The 25,173-nt window shown below is 73.2% G+C and carries 23 protein-coding genes; 5 read left to right on the plus strand and 18 right to left on the minus strand.

Going from position 1 to position 25,173, the window contains the following annotated elements; genetic code table 11:
- Nucleotides 1-12: 12 nt before the first annotated feature.
- The 11 genes from qhpG to ACQPYE_RS18355 form a co-directional block, all read right to left on the minus strand.
- A complete protein-coding gene (gene qhpG, locus ACQPYE_RS18305; protein ID WP_498722588.1) occupies nt 13-1,362 on the minus strand; it encodes a flavin-dependent monooxygenase QhpG in 1,350 nt (449 codons plus the stop codon).
- Complete coding sequence (locus tag ACQPYE_RS18310) at nt 1,359-2,690, minus strand: SPASM domain-containing protein (RefSeq protein ID WP_498722589.1); 1,332 nt, start codon at nt 2,688-2,690, stop codon at nt 1,359-1,361. Before ACQPYE_RS18310 ends, qhpG begins: the two co-directional genes overlap by 4 nt.
- Nucleotides 2,687-3,553: a hypothetical protein gene (locus ACQPYE_RS18315; RefSeq protein ID WP_498722590.1), complete on the minus strand. Its 867-nt coding sequence runs from the start codon at nt 3,551-3,553 to the stop codon at nt 2,687-2,689. The genes ACQPYE_RS18310 and ACQPYE_RS18315 overlap by 4 nt, the downstream gene beginning before the upstream one ends.
- Complete coding sequence (locus ACQPYE_RS18320) at nt 3,550-4,938, minus strand: hypothetical protein (protein WP_498722591.1); 1,389 nt, start codon at nt 4,936-4,938, stop codon at nt 3,550-3,552. Before ACQPYE_RS18320 ends, ACQPYE_RS18315 begins: the two co-directional genes overlap by 4 nt.
- Nucleotides 4,935-6,362 carry a ferritin-like domain-containing protein gene (locus ACQPYE_RS18325; RefSeq protein WP_498722592.1) on the minus strand — a complete coding sequence of 476 codons (1,428 nt, stop codon included), beginning with the start codon at nt 6,360-6,362 and terminating at the stop codon, nt 4,935-4,937. The genes ACQPYE_RS18320 and ACQPYE_RS18325 overlap by 4 nt, the downstream gene beginning before the upstream one ends.
- Before the next feature lie 349 nt (nt 6,363-6,711).
- Nucleotides 6,712-7,236 (minus strand): molybdenum cofactor biosysynthesis protein, encoded by a 525-nt coding sequence (locus ACQPYE_RS18330; RefSeq protein ID WP_498722593.1) that lies wholly within the window; start codon nt 7,234-7,236, stop codon nt 6,712-6,714.
- Complete coding sequence (msrA, locus tag ACQPYE_RS18335) at nt 7,215-7,718, minus strand: peptide-methionine (S)-S-oxide reductase MsrA (protein ID WP_123741744.1); 504 nt, start codon at nt 7,716-7,718, stop codon at nt 7,215-7,217. The genes ACQPYE_RS18330 and msrA overlap by 22 nt, the downstream gene beginning before the upstream one ends.
- Before the next feature lie 160 nt (nt 7,719-7,878).
- Nucleotides 7,879-9,531, minus strand: a complete 1,653-nt coding sequence (locus ACQPYE_RS18340; RefSeq protein ID WP_498722594.1) for a glucuronyl esterase domain-containing protein — start codon at nt 9,529-9,531, stop codon at nt 7,879-7,881.
- 204 nt (nt 9,532-9,735) lie between these two features.
- Nucleotides 9,736-11,880: a serine/threonine-protein kinase gene (locus ACQPYE_RS18345; RefSeq protein WP_498722595.1), complete on the minus strand. Its 2,145-nt coding sequence runs from the start codon at nt 11,878-11,880 to the stop codon at nt 9,736-9,738.
- Nucleotides 11,843-12,628 carry a protein phosphatase 2C domain-containing protein gene (locus ACQPYE_RS18350; RefSeq protein ID WP_498722596.1) on the minus strand — a complete coding sequence of 262 codons (786 nt, stop codon included), beginning with the start codon at nt 12,626-12,628 and terminating at the stop codon, nt 11,843-11,845. The genes ACQPYE_RS18345 and ACQPYE_RS18350 overlap by 38 nt, the downstream gene beginning before the upstream one ends.
- Before the next feature lie 8 nt (nt 12,629-12,636).
- Nucleotides 12,637-13,470, minus strand: coding sequence for a vWA domain-containing protein (locus ACQPYE_RS18355; protein WP_498722597.1), 834 nt, complete (start codon nt 13,468-13,470; stop codon nt 12,637-12,639).
- Nucleotides 13,471-13,873: 403 nt separating this feature from the next.
- Here ACQPYE_RS18355 and ACQPYE_RS18360 point away from each other — a divergent pair, with 403 nt between their 5' ends.
- Both ACQPYE_RS18360 and ACQPYE_RS18365 read left to right on the plus strand, forming a co-directional pair.
- Nucleotides 13,874-14,437, plus strand: coding sequence for a PadR family transcriptional regulator (locus ACQPYE_RS18360; protein ID WP_498722598.1), 564 nt, complete (start codon nt 13,874-13,876; stop codon nt 14,435-14,437).
- Nucleotides 14,434-15,054 carry a GyrI-like domain-containing protein gene (locus ACQPYE_RS18365; RefSeq protein WP_498722599.1) on the plus strand — a complete coding sequence of 207 codons (621 nt, stop codon included), beginning with the start codon at nt 14,434-14,436 and terminating at the stop codon, nt 15,052-15,054. Before ACQPYE_RS18360 ends, ACQPYE_RS18365 begins: the two co-directional genes overlap by 4 nt.
- Here the strand turns inward: ACQPYE_RS18365 and ACQPYE_RS18370 are convergent.
- Nucleotides 15,051-15,947 (minus strand): oxidoreductase, encoded by an 897-nt coding sequence (locus ACQPYE_RS18370; RefSeq protein WP_498722600.1) that lies wholly within the window; start codon nt 15,945-15,947, stop codon nt 15,051-15,053. The genes ACQPYE_RS18365 and ACQPYE_RS18370 overlap by 4 nt on opposite strands.
- A 64-nt stretch (nt 15,948-16,011) precedes the next feature.
- Between ACQPYE_RS18370 and ACQPYE_RS18375 the strand changes: the two genes are divergently transcribed.
- Nucleotides 16,012-16,617, plus strand: coding sequence for a TetR/AcrR family transcriptional regulator (locus tag ACQPYE_RS18375; RefSeq protein WP_498722601.1), 606 nt, complete (start codon nt 16,012-16,014; stop codon nt 16,615-16,617).
- A 308-nt stretch (nt 16,618-16,925) separates the two neighbouring features.
- Here ACQPYE_RS18375 and ACQPYE_RS18380 read toward each other — a convergent pair whose 3' ends face one another.
- The 5 genes from ACQPYE_RS18380 to ACQPYE_RS18400 form a co-directional block, all read right to left on the minus strand.
- The gene (locus tag ACQPYE_RS18380) at nt 16,926-17,555 is read right to left on the minus strand and encodes a phosphotransferase family protein (RefSeq protein WP_498722602.1); all 630 of its coding nucleotides are present in this window, start codon (nt 17,553-17,555) and stop codon (nt 16,926-16,928) included.
- Between the two features lie 58 nt (nt 17,556-17,613).
- Nucleotides 17,614-18,774, minus strand: coding sequence for a hypothetical protein (locus ACQPYE_RS18385; protein ID WP_498722603.1), 1,161 nt, complete (start codon nt 18,772-18,774; stop codon nt 17,614-17,616).
- A 74-nt stretch (nt 18,775-18,848) separates the two neighbouring features.
- Nucleotides 18,849-19,349 (minus strand): hypothetical protein, encoded by a 501-nt coding sequence (locus ACQPYE_RS18390; protein ID WP_498722604.1) that lies wholly within the window; start codon nt 19,347-19,349, stop codon nt 18,849-18,851.
- Nucleotides 19,350-19,356: 7 nt separating this feature from the next.
- A complete protein-coding gene (locus ACQPYE_RS18395; protein WP_498722605.1) occupies nt 19,357-20,118 on the minus strand; it encodes an SGNH/GDSL hydrolase family protein in 762 nt (253 codons plus the stop codon).
- A gap of 69 nt (nt 20,119-20,187) precedes the next feature.
- Nucleotides 20,188-21,378, minus strand: coding sequence for a glycoside hydrolase family 3 N-terminal domain-containing protein (locus tag ACQPYE_RS18400; protein ID WP_498722606.1), 1,191 nt, complete (start codon nt 21,376-21,378; stop codon nt 20,188-20,190).
- 507 nt (nt 21,379-21,885) lie between these two features.
- Between ACQPYE_RS18400 and ACQPYE_RS18405 the strand changes: the two genes are divergently transcribed.
- Complete coding sequence (locus ACQPYE_RS18405; RefSeq protein ID WP_498722607.1) at nt 21,886-23,007, plus strand: NAD(P)/FAD-dependent oxidoreductase; 1,122 nt, start codon at nt 21,886-21,888, stop codon at nt 23,005-23,007.
- Nucleotides 23,008-23,119: 112 nt separating this feature from the next.
- The gene (locus tag ACQPYE_RS18410; protein ID WP_498722608.1) at nt 23,120-24,523 is read left to right on the plus strand and encodes an amino acid permease; all 1,404 of its coding nucleotides are present in this window, start codon (nt 23,120-23,122) and stop codon (nt 24,521-24,523) included.
- Here ACQPYE_RS18410 and ACQPYE_RS18415 read toward each other — a convergent pair.
- Nucleotides 24,505-25,053 carry a carboxymuconolactone decarboxylase family protein gene (locus ACQPYE_RS18415; protein WP_498722609.1) on the minus strand — a complete coding sequence of 183 codons (549 nt, stop codon included), beginning with the start codon at nt 25,051-25,053 and terminating at the stop codon, nt 24,505-24,507. The genes ACQPYE_RS18410 and ACQPYE_RS18415 overlap by 19 nt on opposite strands.
- Nucleotides 25,054-25,173: the final 120 nt, after the last annotated feature.

Genomic DNA, 25,173 nt, shown 5'->3' on the forward strand with positions numbered 1-25,173 from the left:
CGGGGGATCAGCTCACCGCGCGGCCACCAGCAGCCCCGCCTCGAACAGCCACTTCGCCGTCGCCTCGGCGCGGTGCGCGGGCAGGTGCGCCGACCAGGCGCGGAGCAGGTCGGCGAGGGACGCGCTGCGCTCGACGCAGTCCAGCAGCGGCGCCAGCTCGGCGCCCCCCACGTGGGCGACGGGGGTGGCCAGGGCCGGGTGCGTAAGCGCCCGGCGCAGGGTGACCAGGTCTCCCACCGGGCACGGGGTGGGCACGACGGCGGCGTCGGGTGCGAGCCGGACCGGGCGGAGCAGGTGCCCGGGGGTCAGCGGGGTGGGTGGGGCGGGCGGCCGGGTCCGGGGGAGCGGGGTGGCCCGGCGGCGCCAGAACGGCTGGTCGCGGTGGGTGCGGTGGCGGTCGTAGTGGGCGGCGGTCCAGGTGGTGTGGCGGGCCGCGGTCCGGTCCCGGCTGTCGCGGTAGAAGGCGAGGGCGGCGGCCCGGTCGCCGTGCGAGAGGACGGTGTGGACGGTGACGGCGGCGGCCATGGCGCTGTGCAGCGCGCTGTCCACTCCGAACGACGTCACCGGGTCGAGGGCGAAGGCCGCCTCACCGATCTTGACGCTGTCCTCGGTGACGGGATCGTCGTCGCGGTACGCGGTGGCATCGCAGACGGCGACGTCGAGCGATCCCGGCCGGTCCGCGAACAGGCCGGTGCTGTCCAGCAGCCGGTGGTAGAGGCGGTCCGGGCGGTGCGCGCGCAGGAGCTCGGCGTCGGTGAACGCCATGGCGCGGACCGTGCCGTCGGGCAGTGGCGCGCCCCAGCACCAGGTCCGCGGTCCGGCGCCGATCCGGGTCGGGCCCGCCCCGGGCCAGACGGCGTGCAGGGCGAGGGTCCTGGGGCCGGCGGCGGTGGTCGTGCCGCCCGAGACGCGGCGCCGCCCGCTCGCGTCGACCAGGAAGCGGGCTCGGAGCGTCCCGTCGGGCAGGGGGACGTCCCAGCCCGTGCCGGTGCGCCCGGGGCGTCCGGCGCGGACCGGTTGGCGGACCTCGACGCCGGCGGCCCGCGCGGCGGTGAGGAGGACGTGGTCGAACTGCCCTCGGTCGACCGTGACGGCACGGGGATCGGGTGCGACCAGGCGGGTCGTGGTGTCCTCCCAGCACACCAAGGCGCCTCGGGAGGGCAGGGCGTCGTCGAGGGCGTGCCGGAGGTCCAGCACGTCGAGCAGCGGCCGGACGCCGGGCGACAGCGCCTCGCCCACGTGCGGCCGGGGGAACGGTCGGCGTTCCAGCAGCACGACGCGGTGGCCGAGTCGGGCCAGGCGCAGCGCGCACACCGAGCCCGCCGGGCCGCCACCGAGCACGCAGACGTCCCAGGTCGTCATCCGGTGAAGTAGTCGGGGCGCGCGGCGAGCAGGCGGCTGTAGACGGACAGGCAGTGGTGCAGCCAGCCCCGGATGTAGTCGCAGGCGGGCCGACCGCGCCGGATCACCTCGTGGTGGCAGCCGCCGCCGCACAGGTACCGGGCCCAGCAGCCGTTGCACGGCTCCTGCCGGTGCACGTGGCGGTCGGTCAGCCAGCGGGCGCGCTTGACGTCGTCCACCCCGCTGGTCAGGTCGCCCATCGCGCCGTCCTCGTCGCCCACGAACCGGTGGCACGCCGAGAGGTCGCCGTCGGCCGACACGCCGAGGTAGCCCGCGCCCGCGCCGCACGGGTAGGGCCGGTGCGTGCCCCGGTGGATCTCGCGCAGCGCGGTGACCAGGTTGGTGAACGGGTAGCGCTGCCCGGCGAGGACCCGGCGGACGAACTCCTCGCCGCACGCGGTCATCTGCTCCAGCATGACCTCCAGGTCCGCCAGCGCCATCTCGCCCTGTCCGGTGGGCGAGCTGAGCATGGGGGAGAAGCCGACGCCGTGGAACCCGGCGGCGGTGAACTCGTCGAGCGTGCGCGGCAGGTCGAGGTTGAGCGGGGTGACCGTGACGCGGGCCGAGACCTGCATCCGGCGTTGCGCCGCCAGCAGGGGCGCGACCCGGTCCATGACGCGCCGGTAGCTGCCGCGCCCGTCGCGGTGCGGTCGCAGCAGGTCGTGCCGCGCGCCGACGCCGTCGAGGCTGACCGTGACCGCGAAACCGTGCGCCTCGAAGAACTCGCCGTCCTCGGGGGTGAGCAGGGTGCCGTTGGTGGTGATGGAGAACGTGACCGGGATCCCGGTCCGCCGCGACACCGTGACGGCGTACCCGGTCGCGGCGCGCACGACCGGCCGGTTGATCATCGGCTCGCCGCCGAGGAACGCGAGGTTGACGCGCTCGCCGGGGGCGGCGTCGCGGAACAGGGTGTCCACGGCGGCGAACGCGGTGGCCTCCGGCATGTTCTTGGCCGGCCCGCCGAAGTCGCCCTGCTGGGCGTAGCAGTAGGTGCAGCCGAGGTTGCACTTCTGGGCGACGGCCAGCGACAGCGCCCGCACCGGCGGCGGGTCGGGCGCGAGGTCGTCCACCTGCCGCGGCGCGTCGAGGCCGATGTCGGCCAGGAGCACGTCCATCGCCCGCGGGTCGGGATCGCGGCGCGCGGCGTCGATCCGGTCGTAGAGGGCTTGGCCGACGCCGAACAGACGGCTGCCGTCGGCGACGAGCACGCGCGGTCCGGCGTCGGTGTCGAGCAGGTGGACGTCGGGGTGGACGGGGGTGGACGCCTCGAACAGCCTGCTCGCGGTCATCGGTCCTCCGGGTCGGCTTCGAGGTGCTCGGGCGCGTCGTCGCCGCCGACGACGAACCGCAGCTTGCCCTGCCAGTCCTGGAACAGGTCGTCGTAGCTGACCAGCCGGGAGTCGGCGCGGCTGTCGAGGACGTACTCGCGCGGCTCGCGGTCGACGGCGAACCAGTGGTTGCCGGTGGTGGTGCCCGCCGCGGTGTCCTCGACGTTGACGTAGTCCGGCCGGCTGGCGGCCCAGTAGTAGCAGGCGCACTCGCGGTAGTCGTTCTGCCAGGGCGAGCACAGGCCGCGGGTCAGGTCGCCGGGCCCGGCCATCTCCTCGGCGATCACGGCGAGCGGTTCGCCGGTCTCCGCGCTCGTCGCGAACAGCGGCCTGACCTCCAGCTCCACCACCTCGAACCCCGGATCGGGCAGCTTCGCGGGCTTGCCGACCGGGTTCGGCGCGGGACCGCTGGTGAACAGGCACGGCACGGTCCGGCCCACGTGCCTGTCCAGCACGTCGGCCAGCGAGTTCGACCACTCCAGCATGGTCACGCCGTCCGGGTTGGTCGGCGAGGTCAGCGGCGCGGACCCGGCGCCGGGCCGGGTCGGGCCGACCAGTCCGCCGATGACGTCGTGGTCGGCGACGGTCAGCAGGCGGCGGCCGACGAGTCCTTCGTACCCCCGGTCGGCGCCCACGACGTAGTTGTCGGACTCGTGCAGCTCGATGCCGACCAGCAGCCTGCGCCAGATGTTGCGGATGTCGAACTCCAGGCCGGGGAAGGCGTTGGAGATCGCCGACTCCGGCAGCGTGCTCGGCGGGTTGCCGGCGGCGTTGTAGTGCAGTTGCGCGGTGAGGTTCATCGGGTCGATGCGGTCGTCGCTCATCGCGGCACCTCGGGGTCGTCTGTGTCCTGCCGGAAGATCGCCTGCCGGGCGGCCAGGCGGACGAGGTCGACCTGGCGGCGGGTCAGGGCCAGCGACCGGCCGTCCGCGCCGCGCATCAGGGCCGGCATCTTGCGCCTGCCCTTGGCGGTGAGGTCGCCCACCTCGTCGTGGTCGCGCAGCACGTCGGCGAACCACGGCGCGGTGCCGCTGCGCAGGGCGGCGAGCACGTTCTGGTGCAGGGCGAGGACCGCGGCGGCGTCCACCAGCGACGGGGCCATGATCGGCTCGAACAACCTGCCGGTGTCGGCCGTGTCCTGCCGCACCATCGTGCTGGCGGCGTCGACCCGGCCGTCCACGGTGTTGCCGTTCATCACCTCGGTGTTCATCAGCCGCACCGTCTCGGTGGCCCGGCGCAGCACCTCCTCGGCCACGGCGCGAGCCTGCTCCAGCGTGTCGTCGGCGGTGGCCCTGGGCCCGAACAACGCCTGGTCGAGCTCGTCCGCGACCGTGCGGATCGGGATCGAGTCCGGCGCGTAGGCGGGTGGGCCCGCGCCGATGCGGCCGAGCGCGGTCAGCTCCCGGCCCGAGACCTGGAGCTTGACGTGGACCAGGCCGTCGCACTCGTCGTCCAGGTAGCCGCGGCTCACCCAGGCGCCGTCCGGCCTGTCGTCGCCGGCGTAGATCTGGGCCGGGATCGTCAGCCTCGGGTCGCCCGCCTGGTCCGCGTGACCGCGCCACGTGCCTCTGGTGGCGTCGTAGAGGAAGTCGACGACGTTGGGGTCCGGGTCGGTGGGGCGGTCGGTGTACGCGGAGCCGTAGACGTGGCCGCCGGCGGGGGTGAACCGCAGGCGGATGCCGGGGAACTCCGGTGTCGGCTTGAGGTAGCGCACGTGGCCCAGCGGCAGGGACCGGTCCTCCAGGAAGTGGGGGCACAGACCGGTCAACGCGTGCGCGTCGTGGTCGCCGAACCACTCCGTGTCGGCGTCGATCCTGTCCCGGTCGTCGTAGGTGCGGCGCTGGATCTTGTGGTTGCCGACCCGCACCCGCCACCGCACGTCGTCCGGCGCCAGGCCGTTGAGGCGCAGCAGGTCGAGGGTGAGGGGCCGCAGCCCGTCGTCGGTGAGCGCCCAGACCTCCAGGAACGGCGCGACGGGGCGGACCTTGCCCCGCCCGTCGGTGAACCGCAGCTGTCCGGGGGTGTCGACGCCGGTGATCGCGCCGGACGAGTGGTCGACGTGGAACGTCGGCGCCGGGCGCAGCCGCCGCGGCGCGAGCGGCTGGTCGGGGTCGGTCTCGGCGGTGTAGTTGTCCATCGGCTCGGCGGCCGCGCCGAGCCGGCCCACGGCCAGCGGGGGCAGGATGCGCAGTTCCCGGATCGTCGTCATCGCGTGCACCCCTTGCGGCTGAGGATGTGCTCGACCTGCTCCAGCGCCCGCTGGTCGGACTCGCGCAGCGCGACCAGGTAGGGGTCGCCGCCGCACGACGGGTCGGTGCTCAGCAGTTGGTCGGTGAGCAGCCGCGAGGCCTGCACGAGGTCGCGTTGCAGCAGCCAGCGGTCGTGGTCGTGGTGCGGCAGTTCGAGGCTGTAGGGCATCTCGAACGGAGGCCCGGCGCGTCGGCCGGTCGGCGCGTCCCGCTCCAGCGGGAGGTCCACCAACCGCCCGGCGAGCGCGCGCAGGTGGTACATCTCGGCGAACGCCCGGTGCACCAGCGCGCCGCGCCCGGTGAGCACGCCGCCGTTGTCCGCCGGGCCGGCCAGCCGGAACGCGTGGGAGATGTCGGTGAGCAGCATCCGGTAGCGGAGGTTGAACAGGTGGCCCCACAACGCCGTGACGGGGTCGGTGATCGGGCTGGTCGTCACCTCCGCGGCGCCGAAGGCCGCCACCTCCGACTCGTTGAGCCGGTGCTCGGTCACCGGGTTCTCCGCGACCGGGCGGGACACCAGCGCCTGGTCGTCACCGGGCCACGCGGTCAGCTCCTCGTAGATGCCCAGGAACCGGTTGAAGTGGGAGGTCGCGTCCTCGAGGTCCGCGCCCGGCGCCTCGCCCTGCTCGCCGATCTCGTGCAGCGCCCGCCGCGCCGAGTCGCGCGAGAACACGCCGAAGATCAGCAGCTCGGGCGACTTGACGTCCGGCACGTTGCCGGAGTCCTGCCCCCGCTGACCCCGGGTGTAACCACGCCCCCACTCGTCCCAGGACGCCTGGTAGGGCAGCGTCTCGGCGTGGAACGACTCGTCCGGCAGGAAGTCCTTGTTCTTCAGGATCGCGTCGACCCGGCCGTAGAGGGCGCCGACCCGGTTGACGTGCTGCCCGGTGGACTCGAAGGCCACCCGCTTGATCTCGTCGGCCTTCGGGCCGGACCACGTCCCCGGGCTCTCCGCGACCACGTAGGCGGCCAGCGACTTCGCGCTGAACGGGCGCAGCGTGAACGGGAACGGGTAGAAGTCCGAACCCCACGGGTAGTCCTCGCGGTCGAGGTTGACGGGCGCGCCGAGGGCGGTGAGCAGGTTCTGCACCGTGACGAGGTGGCCCATCTCCTCCTTCGCGATGCCGAGGATGACCTCCTGCCACCGGCGCACGTCGTCCCGTCGCGCCGCGGGCACCTGCGGCCCGCCCATCGAGTAGGCGGCGAACAGGTACTGCACCATCAGCGAGTGCTCGATCTCGGCGGCGACGTGCAGCAGCATGACGGTGTAGTCGCGCCAGTTGAACTCCGGCGGCAGGACCGGCCGCTTGTCCTCCGCGTCGAGTGACCCCGCCACCGACAGGACCGCCACGGCCGGCGCCTGGTCCTCGAAGAGCTCCGGCACCACCGAAGCGAGATGCCTGTGCACCCTGGACCGCATGCCCTACCCCCGTTCCCGCCCGACTGTGTGGCGCACGGGTGAGAGTGCCGGCGGCGGACACCCCGCGCCCCCGTCGCGGCCAACGCCAGTCGAGCCGGTGAAACCCCTCATCCGGCCGGGTCTCCCGAGCTGACGGACAGTCGCCGTTGACGCCGGCCGCACCACCGTCGAGCGACACGGCCGTGACCGGTCGGCGGTGGGTCGGGGGTCGGTCTCGTCGTTTCGGGCGACGATGTGCAGGAGGTGGCCCTCGAAGCGGGCAGCGAGCGCGGTGGCCCACTGGACGGTGGTCACCGGGCCCACCGCCCTCCGCTCACGTGGTCAGCGTCGCCGGGCCGAGGCGGAGCACGCCGTCGTCGAGCGGGACGCACCGCTTGCCGCCACGGCCGCGCAGCGCCTTCAACGCGCCCGGCGCGATCACGGCGTCCAGCCAACCGCACGGGTTGGCGGCCCGGTGCGCCTCGAAGCGCACCGGGCCGTCGCCCGAGTCGAGGGTGAACACGTCGTGGCGCGCGAGCCCGTCCACGTCGAACCCGCGCAGCACGACGTTGCGCCGCACCACCAGCGGGCTCGGCGTGGTGCGCAGGCCGAGCCCCTCGGTGACGTGCTCCAGCGACTCGACGGCGAAGAACGTGACGGCGGCCGTGCGGTGCGCGGGCTGGTTGAAGTAGCGGTCGCCCACCAGGCCCAAGCCAGCCCGGACCACGACGTCCTCACGCGAGACCGGCCCGGGGTCGTGGCGGGGACCGTCGCCCGGTCGGCCCTCGTAGGCGTGCACGGGCGACACGTGCAGCGCCACGACCTCGACGGCCGTGATCACCGCTCGCCGAGCTGCCACTCAGGTCGCACGTAGTGGCAGGTGTACCCGTTCGGGTAGCGCTCGAGGTAGTCCTGGTGCTCCGGCTCGGCCTCCCAGAAGTCGCCGGCCTGCGCCACCTCGGTGACGACCCGGGCCGGCCACTTGCCGGACGCGTCCACGTCGGCGATCGTCGCCTCCGCGACCCGCTTCTGCTCGTCGTCGGTGTAGAAGATCGCCGAGCGGTAGCTCGCGCCGATGTCGTTGCCCTGGCGGTCACGCGTCGTCGGGTCGTGGATCTGGAAGAAGAACTCCAGGACCTGCCGGTAGCTCAGCTGGGCCGGGTCGAAGACGATCTCGATCGCCTCGGCGTGGCTGCCGTGGTTGCGGTACGTCGCGTTCGGGACGTCGCCGCCGCTGTAGCCGACGCGCGTGGAGACGACGCCCGGGTGGCGGCGGAACAGGTCCTGCATGCCCCAGAAACACCCGCCCGCGAGCACGGCCTTCTCGGTCACGGTAGCCATGTGGCGCTCCACTCCTCAGTTCGGAATATCTCCACCAGCGTGAACGCTCCCACACCCCGCTGTCATCCCGGGGTGGCTGTGACCCGTGGCTCCACGCGGACGAGCAGGCCCGGTGCGGAGGCTCGCGCCCTCCGCACCGGGCCTTGGACGACCGGGGAAACTACCTGGCCGCGCAGGTCGGCGTCATGCCGCTGCCGCTGCCCGTGGCCTGGTAGCCGAACTCGGTCGACTGGCCCGCGGCGAGGTTGCCGTTGAAGCTGACGTTGGTGAAGTTCACCGCACCGGTGTTGCCGCTGCGGTTGACGTTCCACGCGTTGGTGACGGTGGCGCCCGACGGCAGCGTCATGGCGACGGTCCAGCCGCTGACGGGCGAGGAACCGGCGGTGACCTTCACCGTGGCCACGAAACCGCCGGTCCACTGGTTCAGCGACACCGTCGCCGTGCAGCCACCTGGCTGTTGCGACGTCGTGGTGGTCGTGGTGGTGGTCGTCGTGGTCGTGTCGTCGGTGGTGGTTGTGGTCGTCGTGGTGCCGGTGGTCGTTGTGGTGCTGGTGGTGCTGGTGGGGCCGTCGGTGAGGGTGGGGGTGGTCCAGTCACGCCACTGCGACAGGTTGCCGGTGGCTTTGCTGTGCATCTGGATGACGCCGGTGTGGTTGCCGGTCTTGACCAGGTACTTCTGGACGGTCTGGGTGATGTGGGTGCGCCACTCCGACCGGTTGGCGCAGTGGTTTCCGTCGGTGACGTTGGAGTGGTAGGTGATGTTGGCTCCCGCGCCCAGCGCCTTGTAGACCTCCGCGCCACCCAACGCCGCCACACTCGCGGAACGGGGACCCAGGTTGGCGATGTGGGGGTTGTCCATGATGAGCAGGCCGCGTGGGGCGACCATGGCGACGAGGGAGTGGGTGTCGACGGGGGCGGCGTTGGGGTTGCCGGTGTAGGAGCTGAAGGCGTCGCCGAACCAGGGCTGTTCGCCGTAGGCGCTGGACAGGGTCTGGCCGCCTTCGGCGTTGACGCCCCGGTAGATCGGGACGCCGGCGGTGCCGGACTCGATCGGCATGGTCAGGGCGACGCGCTGGTCGAACACGCCGGCGGCGAAGGCACCCTTGCCGAAGCGGGAGCAGCCGGTGACGCCGACGTCGGCGCGCAGGATGTTGCCGCCGGAGGATTCGATGACGTCGATGATGCGGGACACGCCCCAGGCCCAGGCCATGAGCAGCCCGGTGGGGCTGGTGCTGCCGTAGACGCTGTAGAACGCGCCCTGCTTGTTGTTGCGCGGTGTGCCCTCGCGGCCGACCGAGTAGGGGTCGAAGCTGACGATCGCCGCGCCGGCGGCCCGGATGGTGGCGGTGTCGCCGCCGAACCCGCCGTAGACGATCACCGCCGGGAACGGACCCGTGCCCGACGGCAGCTGCACGCTCGCGGAGAAGCTGGAGCTGCGGCCGTTGTTCGACACGTTGACCGTGATGCTGCTGCTGGACACCGTCCCGGTCACGCTGGACGGCTTGGCGGGCTTGTCGCCGTAGACGTGGCGCTCGGCCAGCTCGCGGATCTCCGCCCGGCGGCAGCGCCAGTCCGACTGCGACGTGATCCGCTGCCCGTTGAGCTTGGTGAACGGGTCGGGCAGTCGCGAGTTCGACGGGAACGAGCCGGGCGGGCTGACCGGGCAGTCGGCGCCGTCGTCCTCGACCCCCGCGAGCGCCACGACGTCACCCGTGGCGGCGTTCGTGGTCGTGGACCGCGCCACCGCCGTCAACGTCCCGGCCAACGCCAACACCGCTACCACGAACACGAGCACGGCCGAACGCACTCTCACGCGGCCTGAACTGATGATCACCAGGGCTCTCCTTTGAGACAGGGTGGTGGAGACGGCAGCACCGAACGACGACCGGTGCGAAGCGCCTAAAGTTTCGGGCAGTACCTCGAAACGTGTCAATGAATCCGGGCGTCTCAGTTCAGGTCGCGGTCTCAGTTGGCGCGGCGGACCCGGGACGGCGGAGGCGTCCCGACGGTGGGGCGGTCAGTTCCGGCCGGTCAGGAGGAAGCGGAGGTAGCGGCGGTAGGTGATGGGCCGGAACGCGTCGGCGCGCGTGACGCCCTCGGCGGCGGCCCGCTCGGCGCGTTCGAGCCGCACGGCGGCTTCGGCCACCGCCCGGTCGTGGTCCACGCGGGTGTGCGCGGTGGCCGTGTTGGCGGCTTTCATCTCGTCGGCGAGGGCGACCTGGTCCGCGCGCAGCTCGGCCCGCAGCTCGGCGAACTTCGCCTCGGCCCCGACCAGCGCCTGCCGGTGCTCGGCGTCGAGCCGGGCCCGTTCCGCGGCGAAGCGGATCCTGATCGCCCGCTGCTCCACCGGGGTCACCGCGGTGGGTCGATCGGCCTCGACCTCGGCGGTGCGGCGTTCCCGCCACTGGTCGATGAGCACCGCCGACACCTCGCCGACCCGCGCGGCGCTCACCGAACGCCCGTCGACCAGGACGAAGAGCGCCACCCGGTCGGGGCCGTCCACCTCGTAGCGGACGCCGACGAAGTCGGCCGCGGTGCGGATGCCGACGGCTTCCAGGTTGGCGACCTGCGTCGGCCCGACGCCCTCGACGCCGGCGGTCGCGAGGGGGAACTTCGCGAGTTCCGCGCGCAGGTGCGCCTTCTGCCGCCGGACCAGCAGCCGCTGCTCCTCCAGGTGCATCCGGGCCGCCAAGCCCTGCCGGTCGCGGTCGATCTGGTCCAGGTGCACCTTCACGGTCCGCTGGTGCACGCGGAGGCGCTGGTCGTGCCGCTGGTGCAGGTCCTGCCGCCGCCGTTCCTGCTCCGCCTTGGACTTCCCGGTCGCCTCGGCGACCTTCCTGGCGTCCTGGTCGACCTGCCTGGCCTGCGCGGCGGCGGCCAGGCGGGCATCGGCGAGCCGCTTGCGCTCGGCGCGCGCGGCGCGGGCCGGGGCGGACTCGGGTTGCCGCCGGTAGCCGGCCGCCGTGGCCGCCGCCCAGACCAGCACGGCGGACAGGTCCGCGACCGCCACCGCCTCGTCCAGGAGGACCGCCGCCGGCACGCCGAACGGCAGCAGCACCGCCAGCACCCACGTCAGCGCGGCCAGGGCGGGCGCCCGGCGGTCGAACCGGACCGAGGGCGACGGCGCGGGCACGTGCGGCTCGACGCGTTCCGCCATCCACGACGGCAGGCCGGGGCCGACCGGCTCCACGCCGGCGAAAACTTCCCCGCCCGATAGCTCCACGGCGTCGAGCCGTTCGAGCGGCGGGGGAGCGGCGCGGTGGTGGAGCAGGATCTCCTCGAAGCGCTCGGCGAGCCCGCGCAGGCGCGCGTCGGGGTGACCGGTCAGCGTGGCCAACCGGAACGAGCCGGCCGGGTCGGCGAAGTCCGACTCGGCGAGCAGCAGGTGCTCGGCGTCCTCGTCGCGCAACTGCCGCCACAGCGAGGGGTCGGTCGCCAGGGCCACCAGCGACAGGTAGACCACCCAGGACGAGAACCGGTCGACCTCGGGGCCGAACTCGGCCGCGGTGCGGTCCGGCGACTGGTAGTTGCGGTGCCCGGTCTCGACGGCCGGCCGCCCGGCGAGCGCGGGCACGTACACGCCGTCGTAGTCGACCAGCTTCACCGAGCCGTCGGCGGTGATCAGCAGGTTGCCGTGCTGGAGGTCGCCGTGCCCGACGCCCGCCGCCGCGAGCCGGTCGACCAGGTCGGCGAACCGCTCGGCGAGGCGGGACACGGCCGCGGAGTCGTCGACGTGCCGGTCGAGCCAGCGCAGGAGGTTGACCGCCTCCACCCACTCCATCCGCAGCACCGGGTGCCAGACGCCCTCCACCAGGATGCCCCGGCCGAGGTACTCGAAGCCGACGGTCCAGTCGTCGTCCAGCCGCGCCAGGTGCTCGCCGACGGCGCGGTAGCGGGCGGCCTGCTCCGGCGCCTCACGGGTGAAGCACTTGATCGCGTAACGGGTGCCGTCGGCGACCGTCACCGAGAAGACGCCGGCGAAGTTGCCCGAGATCGCGCGCGGGCGGCCCAGCGCGTCGACCCGCACGTCGGCTCCCGCGAGGTCGGTGCCCCGGAAGCACAGCGCGGTGTCCTGCAACGCCTCCACGTAGGTCGCGCCGGACGGCCACGCCCGCGGCGGCTCGTCACCCGAGGTCGACGTGAACGACGGTGACGTCGTCATCGCGCATCAACCCCTCCGCCCGCGCGTTCGCCGACCAGGCCGCAAACCCGTCGAGATCACCCGCTCGCGTGAACTCCGCCAGCACCCGCCACGGTTGCTCACCCCGTTGCGCCGCGCGCAGGAACCAGGCGGCGAGCGCGTCCGTGCAGAGGAAGAACCCGTCGCCCCCGGACGCGGTGCCCGACACCGTCCGCACGTGCCGCGCCAGCAGTTCGTGGTCGTGGTTGAACGCGTTGACCAGTCCGGGCGCGTTGTCGAACGCCGCCGCCGACTCGATCGGGAACGCGCGCAGCAGCCCGTCGCCACGGGTGTGGAACAGGCAGCTGTCACCCAGCGCCGCGACATCCCACCTGGTTGTCCCGGACGGGTCGGTGTCAAACCGCGCGGCGAGCACGGTGGCGTGCGGTCCCCGTTCCAGCTTGGGCTGCTCGTACCACGCGATCGGGCGGTCGTCGGCTTCGCGCTCGGCCACGTACTCCGTGAGCCACTCGCCCCACGCCTGCCCGGCGCGCACCAGTGCCGCGGCGAAGCGGTCCGCGTCCCGCAGCGCCCGATCGTCGTCCCGCGCGGCGTCGGTGACGGTCCGCGTGAGCAGGTCGGCCCACTCGCCCGCGAGCAGGCTCTCCGAGGCGCCGTCGGCCACGGCGGCGAGCACGGGTCCGCCCGGGACCGCCACGACGTGGGCGGCGTCCTCGCATTCCCGCGGTGTGTGGCCCTGCTTGGGCACGCGGAGGGAAGAGGTGACCATGCCGCCGCTCAGCGCAGGTCCGTGGCACGTGTCCCGATGTCCAGGAACTGCACCAGGGAGGTGATGTCGGCGTTGTAGACGAACCCGCGTGCCAGGTCGCCGGCCGGCACGCCCTGCTGGAGCGCGTAGAAGCGCATGTGCGGCGGCAGCAGGCTGGACATGCCGAACAGGGTGCGGGCGTAGGCGTCCGGGAGCGCGACGTCGGTGTCGGGGAACGTCACCGGCACGGCGTTGGCGGCGGAGACGTGCAGGTTGAACAGCAGCGCGGCGCCGTCGGCGGTGACGTGCGTCTGCACGCCCCACGCGGCGCCGGCCGGGTCGCCGTCGGTGGACTCGCCGTCGGTCAGGTTGAGCACGATCGGCGGGAAGCCGTCCGGGTGCCGGGACACCCAGTCCGACACCAGCGACTCGGCCGAGGCCAGCGCGCGGCACATCGGCGTGGCGCCGTGGGCGACCGGGTCGACCCAGACCGGGAAGCGGGTCGTCGTCTCGACCAGCCCGCCCGCGCCGTCCGGCACCTTCTTGGTCCGCTTCTCCACTCGCGCGGGCTTCTCCGCGACCTGGCTGAGCGGCACGAGGTCGCGTCCCGCGAGCGGGCCGGTGAACGCGGAGCCGACCGCGTGCCCGTAACCGATGACGGCGACGTGGAAGTAGTCGCGGACGCCTTCCTCCTTCGCGCACTTCACGCTGAGCTCGGCGAGCAGCCGGTTGATGGCGTCGGCGACCACGTCGGCCTTGCGCTGCTGCCCGCCGCCGATCGAGTCGTTCATCGACGCCGACTGGTCGACCAGGAACACGAAGCAGGACGGGTTGGCGCGGCTGATCTCGGCTGCGTAGGTCACGAAGGGTGTCCACCTCTCCCACGGACGGCGCGTGGATCACCCGAAAGGCTAGCGCCAACCGGAGCGGGCACCTCGGGGTGTCACCACTCAGTCCCCGTACTCCCGCGCCGACCGGTCCATGCCGCGCTCGGCCTCGTCACCGCGACGAACCGAGTTGTCGCGAGGGGAAGGACGATCAGTCACCGTGGAGTCAGGCCGCGAAGTGCGCCTTCACGCTCGCGATCTCCTGCGCGAAGAGGGCTTCGAGGCCGTCCAGGAAACCGGCGGGCGCGCCGGGACCACCCGGAACTCCGTTCCCCGTCGATGAATCTGCGGCCGGGCTCGTTCCGCACACCGTCCTCGGCGGTGGTGCTCGGTGAACGCGACGGTTCCACGCGTCTTATTCTAGTGCTAGAATAGTAGGGTGCCCGAGGAGCTGACCCCCGCCGAACTGACCCTGCTGGGCCTGCTGGTGGAACGACCACGGCACGGCTACGAGCTGGAAGAGGTGATCACCGCCCGCGGCATGAGGGAGTGGACCGAGATCGGGTTCAGCTCCATCTACTACCTGCTGGCGAAGCTGCGCGACCGCGGCCTGGTGGCGGAGGTCGGCACGCCGATGCCCGGGCGGGGCAAGGCCCGCAAGGTCTTCGGCCCGACCGAGGACGGGCGCCGGGCGTGCGCGCGGGCGGCGGAAGCGGCGGTGGCCGAGCTCCGGCCGGTGTACCCGCCCGTCCTCGTCGGGCTGGCGAACCAGCCCGTGATCCCACCGGAACGGCTCCGCGTCGCGCTCGCCCGTCGTGCCGCCTCGGTGGCCGGGAAGATCGCGGAACTCCGCGCGGCCGTCGCCGCCCAACCGCACGCGCCCCGCTTCGCCCGGGCGATCTTCGACTACTCGCTGGCCCAACTGGAGGCCGAACAGCGCTGGCTGTCCGCCTACCGGGCCGAGCTGACCGACTCACCCGAGCAGGAGGACGGCGGACGATGAGCCTGGACCGCTACGACGTCAAGCGGGAGCTCAAGCAGCTCTACGCGCCGAGGAACACCGACTGGGCGCTCGTCGACGTGCCCGAACAGCAGTTCGTCGCCATCGACGGGCGCGGCGACCCCAACACCAGCGCCGCGCACGCCGACGCCGTCGCCGCGCTCTACTCGGTCGCGTACACGATCAAGTTCGCGAGCAAGCGCGAGGGCCGCGACCTCGTCGTCGCGCCCTTGGAAGGGCTGTGGTGGGCGGACGACCCGGAGGTCTTCACCGCCCGCGCCAAGGACTCCTGGCACTGGCGGATGCTCATCAGCCAACCCGGCTGGATCTCCGAGGAGGCGATCGAGGCGGCCAAGCAGGTCGCCTCGGCCAAGAAGGCTCTCCCCGCCATCGCCGACGTCCGCCGTGAGGTCCTGCACGAGGGGGTCAGCGCCCAAGTGCTGCACATCGGGTCCTACGACGACGAAGGACCGGTGCTGGCCAGGCTCCACGACGAGTGGCTCCAGGCGAACGGCCTGCGGATGAGCGGGCTGCACCACGAGGTCTACGTCGGAGACCCCCGCAAGACCGAGCCCGCGAAGCTCAGGACGGTGCTGCGCCAACCCGTCCGTCCCGGTTAGGCGGCCTGCGGGACGGGCCAGGGGAAGACGGCTCCGGTCAGCTTCTCGGAGACCTCCCACAGGCGGCGGGCCGTCCCGGCGTCCCGCGCCTTCGCCGAGCGGCCGACCAGCTTCGGCGCGCCGCGTCCCTCCAGGAAGCCGCTCGGGCCCGCGTAGCTGTCACCCGGGACGTCCGCCACGGCCGCGTACAACGTCGGCAGGGCGCCGTCGTCCTCGCTCTGCGCGAGGAGACCGGCCACCGCCTTCTGCGCGAGGTCGCGCACGCGTCGACCGTCCGACTTCAGCAGGTTCGTGGTCGCCATGCCGGGGTGCGCGGCGGTCGCGACCACCGGTGAGCCGGCCGCGGTCAGCCGCCGCTGGAGTTCCGAGCTGAACAGCAGGTTGGCGAGCTTGGACTGCGCGTAGGCGGACATCGCCCGGTACGGCTTGCGCTCCCAGTTCAGGTCGTCGAAGTCGATCGAGCCCACCTTGTGGCCGTTGGACGAGACGGTGACGACGCGGTCCCGGATCCGGGGCAGCAGCAGGTTGGTGAGCGCGAAGTGGCCGAGGTGGTTGGTCCCGAACTGCAGCTCGAAACCGTCGACCGTGCGGGTGAGGGGCGGGATCATCACACCCGCGTTGTTGATCAGCACGTCGACGGGGTCGGTGAGGTCGTCGGCGAACGCGCGGACCGAGGAGAGGTCGGCGAGGTCGAGCCGCCGGACCTCCACCTGCCCGGCCATCGCGGCGGCGGCCTCGCGGCCCTTCTCGAGGTCGCGCACGGCCAGCACGACCCGTGCGCCTTTGGCAGCGAGCACGCGGGCGGCGACGCGACCGATCCCGCTGTTCGCGCCGGTGACGACGACCGTGCGGCCGGTCAGGGGAGGAACGTCCGAGGCGCTGAATGTTGTCATGAGCTACAAAGTAGGCACCGGCAACTATGTTGTCAACGAAAACACCGTTCGCTATGGTTGCGCGGTGCCCGAAGCGACCCCCGAGCGGCCCTACCACCACGGGAACCTCCGCACCGCCCTGCTCGACGCGGCCGAGCGCGGCCTGCGCGGGCACGGCGCGGACCAGCTCTCGCTGCGTGACCTGGCCCGGGAGATCGGCGTCAGCCACGCCGCACCGCGCAGGCACTTCCCGGACCGCCAGGCGTTGCTCGACGCCCTCGCCGTGTCCGGGTTCGACCGCCTGGACGCCACGTTGCGCGCCGCGTTGGCGCGTGCGGGCGAGGACTTCCCGTCGCGCGTGCGGGTGACCATGACCGCCTACACCCGGTTCGCCACGGAGAACGCCGCGCTCCTCGAACTGATGTACACGAGCAAGCACCGGCCGGGCGCGGAGCGGATAGTCGAAGCGGCCGAGGCCCCGTTCCGGCTGATGCACGACCTGATCTTGCAAGGCCAGGCGCAAGGCGCACTCGAAGCCGGCGACCCCGAGCGGATCGGGATCGTCCTGTTCGCCACCCTCCAGGGCATCGCCACGATCATCAACGGCAACATCGTCAAGCCGGAACTGCTCGACGACCTGGTGGAAACCGCCGTCACCCAATTCCTGCGCGGCACCCGCCCACTCGGGTAGCGATCTTCGAGGCGACGGAAACGGGGTCGGTCACCTACCACTCAGGACTGACGTCGTGCGACGCCGAACCCGACCCACAACGCCCGCGCTTCGGGGCACCCCTGGTGGCGGGATATCCTTGCTGCCGCCGTCTGCGCTGGTCACGCCTGCTCGCCGCACGGCACGACCAGCCGGACCGCACCTCGGGGGGAACCGTGGAGTTCGACCGCGACGCCGCCTTGCCGACCCCGCCGCACGAGCCCGTCCCGGGACCTGCGCCGACTCCTCCGGCGCGCGTCGGCACGTCGTTCGGCCGGAGCCTGCTGGCGTCACTGGTGTGGGTGGGGGTCGTGCTGGTCGCGGCGGTCGTGATCGGGGGCGGGCCCGTGTCCGGGTACGGGGTCGGGTTGCTCGTCGGCCGGTTGGTCCTGCCCACCCTCGTGTCGGCCTGGTTGGTCCGGCGCTTCTTCGGGCACCGGCGGTTGGCGTTCGGGTGGTTGGTGCTGGCCTCGCTGCCGACGTTCTTCATCAGTTTCGTGGTGCTCGGCGCGATCCTGCTGGCCGGGCAGCGCTGACCCGCTCGGGACCTCGAGGTCAGCCGGCCGGCGCGAGGCCACCAGGCCGCGCAGCGACCACCAGGCGCGGATCACGTCCCGGTCCGCGCCGGCGCCGTAGCCGGCGAGCAGGTCCTCCAGGCGGTCCTCGTGCCCGAGCGTCAGGGTGGCGAGGTCGGCCATGGCGTCGCCGGGCGCCGCCTCGGACCAGTCGATGACGCCGGCGACGTCGTCGCCGACGACGAACACGTGGGTGATCTGCAGGTCGCCGTGCACGAACACCGGTGTCCACGGCCGGAGCGCGGCCTCGGCGATCTCGCGGTCGCCGTCGACCTTCAGGAACACGTCACCGACGCGCAGCGTCACCCGCCGGCTGTGGGCGAAGACGACCTCGACCTCTTCCACGCCGGCCATCCTGGCGGGCCCGGCCGCCGGTGTCGCCGGATTTCCGGGGGCGCGGGACCTAGTACGCGGAGGCGCGGACAGCGAAGACCGAACGGCTGCTGGCGTACTCGGTCAGCGACCAGAGCTGGCCCTTGGCGGGCCAGTACGAGAAGTCCTCCGGCCCGATCGGCAGCACGTCGTGGTGCATCACGACCGAGCCGCCCGGCGTGAACGTGGCCAGGTCGCCCGCGTTGCCGCTGCCGTCGCTGGTGGAGAGGTAGAACTTGCCGTTGACGGCGGTCGCGCCCTGCATGCTCTGCACCGACACGTCGTAGGCCTCGCTCGCGCGGGCGTAGCCGTCGGCACCGGTGGTGAGCATCCGGGTGGTGTAGTCGAGGGGGAAGCGGAACAGCCTGCTGCCCGCGCCGGGGTTGGCGTACTCGCCGACGACCACGCTGTCCGGCGTGCTGGTGCGGTCCAGCGAGGCGAACGAGAACCGGATGGCCGCCTGCCCGTCGGTGGTCGACTGGTTGTAGGCGAAGGCCTGCGGCAGCACGTACTTGTAGCCGTAGGCCTGGTAGCTGCCGTCGCCCTGGCGGCCGATCGCCGAGCCGTCGGTCGTGCTGGTCTGCCACAGGTGCCTCAGGTCGAACACGCGGAAACCGCTGCTCGTCGCCGCGACGTAGAGGTGGTGGCCGTACCAGAACATGCCGCCGGCGTGGAGGTTGACCGGTCGGAACGACGCCTGGCCCGCGCTGGTGGCGTAGGGCTCGACCAGCAGCACGTGGCGGTAGGTCGGCGCGGACGGCGTGGCGTAGTCGACGAACGAGACCCGGATGCCCCGGTCGATCCCGTCCGCGCCGTTGTCGTACCAGCTGACCAGGACCGCGGTCGAACCCTCGTAGGTCGCCTCGCCGTACGCGTCCGCGGTCGTCGTGATGCCCTGCGGCACCCAGTACGCGACGTCGTCGTCACCGCTGTTCCAGCAGAACGCGGCCACGCGGTTGGCCGCGGCGGGGGAGCAGGACGTCGCGGCGCGGTTGCCGTCGCCGACGACGGTCGGCACGCCGACGTTGGGCAGCGCGGCGTCCAGGTCGTCGATCAGGCTCGAGTAGGCGGTGGCCTTGAGCCGGAAGCTCGTCGCGGGCAACGTCGTCGCGGCCTGCGCGGGCACGGCGGGAGCGGTGCTCGCGACCAGCGCCGCCGCGAGCCCGGCGATCACCATCCGGTACTTGTTCACCAGACCACCACCATTGTTGGTTGAGTACTGACGAACCGCCATCATGGCGGGAGTCGGCACCCGGCGCAACGGGCTCAGTCCGCGGCGAGCACCCGGCGGCACAGGTCGGCGAGGTCACGGCCCTCGGGCAGGCGTGCCGCGGCGTCGAGGACCACCGGCACGGCGTCGAGGCAGCCCAAGGACGCCCGCGCGAAGAGCGCGTCCGCCAGTTCGAGGTCTTCGTAGATCGCGTCTTCGCGGTCCTCGGCGAGCAGGGCGACGACCTCGGCCTCCACGTCGCGCTCGGGCAGCGCCATGGCCTCGTGCTCGGCGCGGTGCCCGGGGTGGCAGGCCTCGGCCACGACGTCGGTCAGGAACGCGACCAGCTCGACGCGCAGCCAACCCGGTACCCGGTCGTCGCTCAGCAGCCCGGCCACCCGCACGACCGCGCCCGGCGTCGCGAGCCAGGGCGTGCCCTGGTGGATGATCGCCGAGCCGAGGTGTCGCACCGCGGCCTTCCGGGCGTCGGTGTCCCCCTCCACGAGGGCCGCGAGGTGACCGGGCGTGTCGGTGGCCGGTCCGTAGGCGTGCAGCACCGCGGTGTCAGACCCGCGGCCTGGCCTCGACGGGCACCCAGTCGGGGTGCTTGCCGGTCGCGTCGTCACCGGACGAGATGCCCCGGATCCGGCGGTTCACCCAGGGCAGGACGTGCTCGCGGTAGTAGCGGGTCTCGGCGAGCAGGCTGCGCCGCGCGGCCGGGCCCGGGTCGACCGCGTGCGCCTCCGCGGTGTGCCCGAGGGCCTTGAGCACGAGGGACGCGACCCGCCGGTGGCCGGCGGCGTTGAGGTGCAGCCGGTCCGGTGACCAGTACTCGGCCCGGCGGACCTCGACGTCGTTGAACGCGTCCACGAGCAGCACGTCGTGCCGCTCGGCGACCTTCGCGATCGCGGCCGTCAGCACCTCGCCCCGGCGGTGGACGGTGCGGCCGAACGGCAGCCGCTGCGACGGGTCGGCCCCGCTGAGCAGCACCAACCGCACGCCGGCCGCCACGCACCGGCGCACCGCCTGCTCGGTCAGCCGGACCAGCCGCGCCAGGTCGACGCCGGGCCGCATCATGTCGTTGCCGCCGCCGTTGAGGGTGAGCAGCGTGGGCGCGGGCGACAGGGCCAGCGCCGCGTCGAGCTGGGTGGTGGCGATCGGCTCCAGCAGGCGGCCCCGGACGGCGAGGTTGGCGTAGTGGACGGTCTCACCGAGCCCGACGGCCAGTCCCTCCGCCACCAGGTCGGCCCACCCCCTCGGCGTGCCGTCGGGGCGCTCGTCGCCGACCCCTTCGGTGAAGCTGTCGCCGATGGCCACGTATCGCACTGCGGGTGCCTCCCTGCTGGAAAACGTCACAGCCAGCATATGAGGCGGCGGCGGTGTCCCTCGCGTGAGTCAGCACACCTGCTTGGCCGCGAGCACCCGGCGGGCCGCTTCGTCCACGCGGGCCGGCGGCAGGGCACCCGAGGCGACCGCGCCTTCCAGGTGGTCGAGCACCTCGCCCACCCGGCCGCCCGACGACCACAGCGCGATGTCCGCGCCGGCCGAGAGCGCCTGCGTGACCGCGTCGGGGAGGCCGACCCGGTCCGTCACCGCGCGCATCGCGCCCAGGTCGTCGGTCATCGCGGGGCCCGTGAAGCCGAACTCGCCGCGCAGCAGCGCGTAGGCCTCGGGGCTGAGGGTGGCGGGCACGCCGCCGGTCAGGCCGGGCACGTCGATGTGCCCCAGCATCACCACCACGTCGCCGAACCGCGGCAGGTGCCGGTACGGGACGAGGTCGGTGTCGCGCAGCGCGTCCAGCGGGGGAGAGGTGACCGCGCCCAGGTGCGAGTCGCCGGTCGTGTTGCCGTGCCCCGGGAAGTGCTTGACCACCGGTGTGACGCCGGCGTTGTGCAGCCCTTCGGCGAACGCGAGGGCGTAGCCGAGGGCGGTGTCCGGGTCGGGGCTGAACGAGCGGTCGCCGATGACCGTGCGGTCGGGTTGGCCGCTGGTGTCCAGCACGGGCGCCAGGTCGGTGGTCACACCGCGTTCGCGCAGCGCGAGCCCCCGGTCCTCGGCCACCGCGCGGACCTGGTCCGGTGACAGGTCGGCCGCCATTCGCCGGGCGCTGGGCATCGAACCGTCCAGCGCGTCGAGCCGCTGGACCCGCCCGCCCTCGTCGTCCACGGCGACGGTCAACGGCAGGGACGCCGCCGCGTGCACGGGGGCCAGCGCGCCGGCGCTGAGCAGGCCGACGTCGTCGCCGCCGATGAAGATGCCGCCCACCTGCTCGTTCCGCACCACGGAGAGGGCGTCGGCGGACCCGCGCGGGTCGACCCCGACGACGAGCAACTGCGCGAGCCTGGCCCGCAGCGGCAGCGCGGCGATCTTCTCCGCGCACGGGTCCACCACCGGCGGTGGCGGCTCGACCGCCGTGGACGACGGCGGTGGCGTGGTCGTGGACGCCGTCGACAGGGCCGCGGGCTGCGCCGGCCGTTCGCCGCGCACGGAGGTCACCACGGCGAACGACCCGGCGACCAGCGCGCCGAGCGCCACGAACGCCAGCAGCGCCGACGTCCCCGCCCCGCGACCGCCGGTGCGCCTCACCGGCGGTCGCCCCCGTCGTCCGACGGGTGATTTCCCGCGTGCACAGCGCTCACTCCCACGTCCTCGCCGAGGTCACGTCCACATTCCGCGTCACGAGGCATCACGGCCATGATATCGGTTGCGCGGGCGGTGCGTGAACTGACGCGTTCGACCGGGTGACGGCCGCATTTCCGCGTTGATGTTGAAATGCGGGTCGATCCGCGCACCCGGCGCCAGGGCACGGTCGCCCCGGCGTCCGGCCAGGGATTTGCGCTGATCAGGACGTCCGCGCGAGGCCTGCCCGGGATCCGGGGTCCCGCTCGCCGTCGGTGCGAACGGCATTCACGGGCGACCGGCCGAGCGGTTTCCCGATTCCGCGCGCGGGAATGGCGGCGCCCGAATCGGGAACGGGGCCGCCCGGAAGTTTCCGCGCGGCCCGCACGACCACCCGAAAGCGTCTCAGTCGCGTGCTATACCTGAAGTGCCACAAGGAGAACAGCTCCGGCTGGTCGCGGGAGGCGGGTCGGCATGGTCGTGAACGCGGTCGTCATCGGCGCGGGCGTCTACGGCGCGGCGGTGGCCGCCTCGCTGACGCGCGGAGGGGCCCGGGTCACCGTGGTCGACGCGGGCTCGCCCGGCGGCGGCGCGTCCGGCGCGACGTTCTCGTGGACGAACTCCTGCGGCAAGCAGCCGCGCTCCTACCACGACTTCAACGTCATGGGCATGGAAGCGCACCGGCGGCTGGCGGCCGACGTGCCGCACAGCGACTGGTACCACGAGACCGGCAACCTGGAGTGGGCCGCCGGCGACGCCGACCGGGGAGCGCTGAGCCGGAAGGTTGCGGCCGTCCTCGACTACGGCTACGAGGCGCGGTGGCTCAGCCGGGCCGAGGCGTCGGACCTCGAACCCGACCTGGACCCGGCCGCGCTGCCCGACGACGGTATCGCCTACTTCCCGCGTGAGGGCTGGGTCGAGCCGGCCCGCCTGATCGGCCACCTGCTGTCGACGGCGGTCTCGGCCGGCGCGGAGGTGGCGCCGGACGACGCGGTGACGGGCCTGGAGGTGACGGCCGGCGCGGTGCGCGCGGTCCGGCTCGCCTCGGGACGTCGACTGCCCGCCGACGCCGTGGTGAACTGCGCGGGGCCGCGAGCCGCGCGGATCGCGGAACTGGCCGGGTTGGCGTTGCCGATGCGCAACACCCGCGGCGTGCTCGTCCGCACCACGCCGGTCGCGGTGGCGGTGGGGCGGGTGGTCCACGCGCCGCACGTCCACCTGCGCCCGGACGGCGGCGGACGGCTGCTGCTGCACACCCCGGAGGTCGATGGCGCGGCCCGCGTGTCGGACGCGGGCGAGGTCAGCGTGGACCGGTCGGCCGTGGACGAGGTGGTCGAGGCGAGCCGCGCGCTCTACCCGGGCCTGCGCGCGGCGTCCGTGGAGAGCGTGCGGGTGGGCGAGCGGCCCATCCCCGACGACGGGCTGCCGGTGCTGGGCCGGGTGCTCGGGCTGCCGAACTTCCACTTCGCCGTCTCGCACAGCGGCGCGACCTTGAGCCTGCACGCCGGCGACCTGGTTGCCGCCGAGGTGCTGGGCGAGGACCGCGGCGACGCCCTGGCCCCGTTCCGGTTCGAGCGGTCCGCCGCCGTCCACTGAGGACCGACCGGCTTCGGTCGGCCGTATCGGCGACGCGCCGGGTGCTGGCGTGCGCGCCGGGGGAGTGGCACTGTCGCGCTGCCCGCGGACCGTGCGACCGGCGGAGGACCTCGTGACGGACCACGCGAACGGCGGGCTGCTCCGGCAGTTGACGAGCCGCCAGATCGGCATGATCTCGCTCGGCGGCGCCATCGGGACCGGGTTGTTCCTCGGCTCCGGCCTCGCCATCTCCATGGCCGGACCGGCGGTCGTGCTGGTCTACCTGGTCGGTGCGCTGGCGGCGGTCGCGGTGGCCTACGCGGTCGCCGAGATGGTCGTGGTACACCCGGAGGCGGGCGGGTTCGGCGCGGTCGGCGCGCGGTACGCCGGACCGCTGGTCGGGTACGTCCAGCGGTGGTGCTACTGGGCGACCCAGGTGATCGCGGTCGGCGGCGAGGTGGTCGCGGCCGGGCTCTACGTCCGGTACTGGTGGCCTCAGGTGCCGCTGTGGGCGTCGGTGTGCCTGTTCTCGCTGGCGATCCTGGCGGTCAACTTCGCGGCCGTGCGGCTGTTCGGCGAGGTCGAGTACTGGTTCGCGATGATCAAGGTGACGGCGCTGGTCGTCTTCGTGGTCCTCGGCGTGCTGTGCATCGTGTTCGGGCTGCCGGGGCAGGACGCGGTCGGGCTGTCGGCCTGGACCGACCACGGCGGGTTCATGCCCAACGGCCTGGTGGGCGTGCTGCTGGCGGTCAGCGTGGCGACGTTCAGCTACGGCGGGGTGGAGTCGGTGGCGATGACGGCGGCCGAGTCGCGCAGCCCCGCCCGGGACATCCCGCGCGCCGCCCGCCGGGTGGTGCTGCGGCTGGCGTTGTTCTACGTGCTGGCCACCGGGATCATCGTGGCGATCGTGCCGTGGACGGAGGCGGCGGCGGTCGAGGGGGTGGCGGAGAGCCCGTTCGTGACGCTGTTCGCCTCGATCGGCATCCCCGCCGCCGCCGGCCTGATGAACCTGGTCATCCTCACGGCCGCGCTGTCGGCCGCGAACGCCACGCTCTACCTGGCGTCGAGGACCGTGCACTCGCTGGCGCTCGACCGGTACGCGCCGAAGGCCCTCGCCGCCGTGACCGAGCGGGGCAGCCCGGTGAACGCGGTGCTCGCCTCGACCGTCGGCTTGGCCGCCGCCGCGGTGGCCGCCGCCCTGTCACCGGACGCGGCGTTCCCGGTGCTGCTCGGCATCGCGCTGTTCAGCGGCATGGTGGCGTGGATGCTGATCTTCGTGAGCCACCTGGCGTTCCGGCGCGCCCGCCGGGGACTGCCACCGGCGCCGGTCCGGTTGCCGGGCGCGCCGGTGACGTCGGTGCTGAGCCTGCTGTACGTGGTGCTGGTGCTGGTGGCGACGGCGTTCACCGAGGCGTTCGGCCCGGCGTGGCAGGTCGGTGTGCCGTTCGTGGCGCTGGTGCTGCTGTCCTACCCGCTGGTGCGGCTGCGCCGGTCGGCCCGCGACCGGTCGGCGCAGGACTACACCGAGTCGACGTAGCCGTGCTCGACGATCCGCCGGGCGGAGTCGTGGTACCCCTCCGGGTCGTCCATCGGGAGCGTGCCGAGGCCGTCGACGTACCGGTTGAACATGCAGAACGCCGCCGCGATCAGCACGGTGTCGTGGACCTCCACGTCGGTGGCGCCGTGCGCCCGTGCGGCGTCGACCAGGTCGATGGTGACGTTGCGGCCCGACTGCTGCACCGCGCCCGCGATCCGCAGCAGCGCCCGCAGCTTCTCCGACACCGGCGCGGTGTCGAGGTCGTCCCGCACCTGGTGCACGAGGGTCATGCCCTCGTCGAGCTGCGCGGCGGCGAACGCCGAGTGCGAGTCGCGGCAGAAGCGGCACTCGTTCAACCCCGACACGTAGGCCGCGATCAGCTCGCGCTCGCCGGCGGGCAACGAGTTCGGGGCGCGCAACAGCGCCTCGGCCAACGCGTTGAGGGGTGCGGCCGTCTCGGGCCGGAACCGCATGGGGCCCCGGATGCCGGGGAAAAGGGACTCGTCCAAGCCGAGGTCGATGTGCGCCATGAGAGCACGCTAGCCGTTCACCGACCGCTCGGGGGATGGTCGGTGAACGGCCGCACTGCGTGTTCCCGCAGTAGGACGGCCCGGCCCGCCGCCGTGGGTGCGACGGGACCGGGCGGTGGC

Source organism: Actinosynnema sp. CA-299493 (assembly GCF_050946825.1).
Lineage (GTDB): Bacteria > Actinomycetota > Actinomycetes > Mycobacteriales > Pseudonocardiaceae > Actinosynnema.

Coding starts and splice junctions, on each gene's coding strand:
- qhpG (WP_498722588.1), bottom strand. CDS start 1,362: ATGACGACCTGGGACGTCTGCGTGCTCGGTGGCGGCCCGGCGGGCTCG.
- ACQPYE_RS18310 (WP_498722589.1), bottom strand. CDS start 2,690: ATGACCGCGAGCAGGCTGTTCGAGGCGTCCACCCCCGTCCACCCCGAC.
- ACQPYE_RS18315 (WP_498722590.1), bottom strand. CDS start 3,553: ATGAGCGACGACCGCATCGACCCGATGAACCTCACCGCGCAACTGCAC.
- ACQPYE_RS18320 (WP_498722591.1), bottom strand. CDS start 4,938: ATGACGACGATCCGGGAACTGCGCATCCTGCCCCCGCTGGCCGTGGGC.
- msrA (WP_123741744.1), bottom strand. CDS start 7,718: ATGGCTACCGTGACCGAGAAGGCCGTGCTCGCGGGCGGGTGTTTCTGG.
- ACQPYE_RS18345 (WP_498722595.1), bottom strand. CDS start 11,880: ATGACGACGTCACCGTCGTTCACGTCGACCTCGGGTGACGAGCCGCCG.
- ACQPYE_RS18350 (WP_498722596.1), bottom strand. CDS start 12,628: ATGGTCACCTCTTCCCTCCGCGTGCCCAAGCAGGGCCACACACCGCGG.
- ACQPYE_RS18365 (WP_498722599.1), top strand. CDS start 14,434: ATGAGCCTGGACCGCTACGACGTCAAGCGGGAGCTCAAGCAGCTCTAC.
- ACQPYE_RS18370 (WP_498722600.1), bottom strand. CDS start 15,947: ATGACAACATTCAGCGCCTCGGACGTTCCTCCCCTGACCGGCCGCACG.
- ACQPYE_RS18405 (WP_498722607.1), top strand. CDS start 21,886: ATGGTCGTGAACGCGGTCGTCATCGGCGCGGGCGTCTACGGCGCGGCG.
- ACQPYE_RS18415 (WP_498722609.1), bottom strand. CDS start 25,053: ATGGCGCACATCGACCTCGGCTTGGACGAGTCCCTTTTCCCCGGCATC.